The following is a 647-nucleotide window of genomic DNA, read 5'->3' as shown; positions in this document are numbered from 1 at the left end:
GTCCAACTCGATCCAGTGACAGGCGTTCTAACAGGACCGAGCGCGCGGATCGCGATCACACTTGCGGAAGAACTCGACTGCTGTTTGTCGCTGGTTCGATACGGATCGGCCGCTGACATTCTTGCGGCTGCCGAGGGCAACGAGTGGGACGTTGCATTCATTGCTCCCGATCCGTCACGTGCCGACATGTTATCCTTCTCGGCCCCCTATACCACCGTGACTGCCAGCTTTCTGGTGTCAGACAGCAGCCCGCTAGGCAGCGTGGGGGACGTCGACGTCGAAGGGGTGCGCATCGCCGCCGCCAAAACCGCTGCGTATACAAAGCAGCTTGAGCGACAGGTTAGAAATGCGATCCTCCTCCAAACCGAAAATCCCGCCTCCGCCCTGCACATGCTTATGTCCTCCCAGTGCGATGCTGCTGCGGGCTTGACTGAGTCCCTGTCACGTTTCTGCGAAGAGAATCCAGGTTTCCGCGTTGTTGAGGGGACATTCTCGAAAGTGCCTCAGGCGATCGCTGTCCATCGGAGGTGCGTTCACGCTTCAACATTCCTGTCGGACTTCATCCAGCAGCATTGCAGTGCGGGTAAGCCGAGCAATTGAAGAGAGAGCCGCAGGGCGCTGTCGAGCACGTTTCTCGTCAACGGCCC

General features: G+C 58.9%; 1 protein-coding gene. It reads left to right on the top strand.

What is annotated here, in order from left to right; all coding sequences use genetic code 11:
* On the top strand, positions 1-600 hold a 600-nt coding region (locus EN780_RS36550), incomplete at its 5' end, for a transporter substrate-binding domain-containing protein (protein ID WP_128276612.1).
* Between the last annotated feature and the right edge of the window lie 47 nt (positions 601-647).

Origin of the sequence: Mesorhizobium sp. M4B.F.Ca.ET.089.01.1.1 (assembly GCF_004022605.1) — a bacterium.
Classification (GTDB): Bacteria; Pseudomonadota; Alphaproteobacteria; order Rhizobiales; family Rhizobiaceae; genus Mesorhizobium; species Mesorhizobium abyssinicae.
This window is presented reverse-complemented; position numbering and strand designations above follow the sequence as displayed.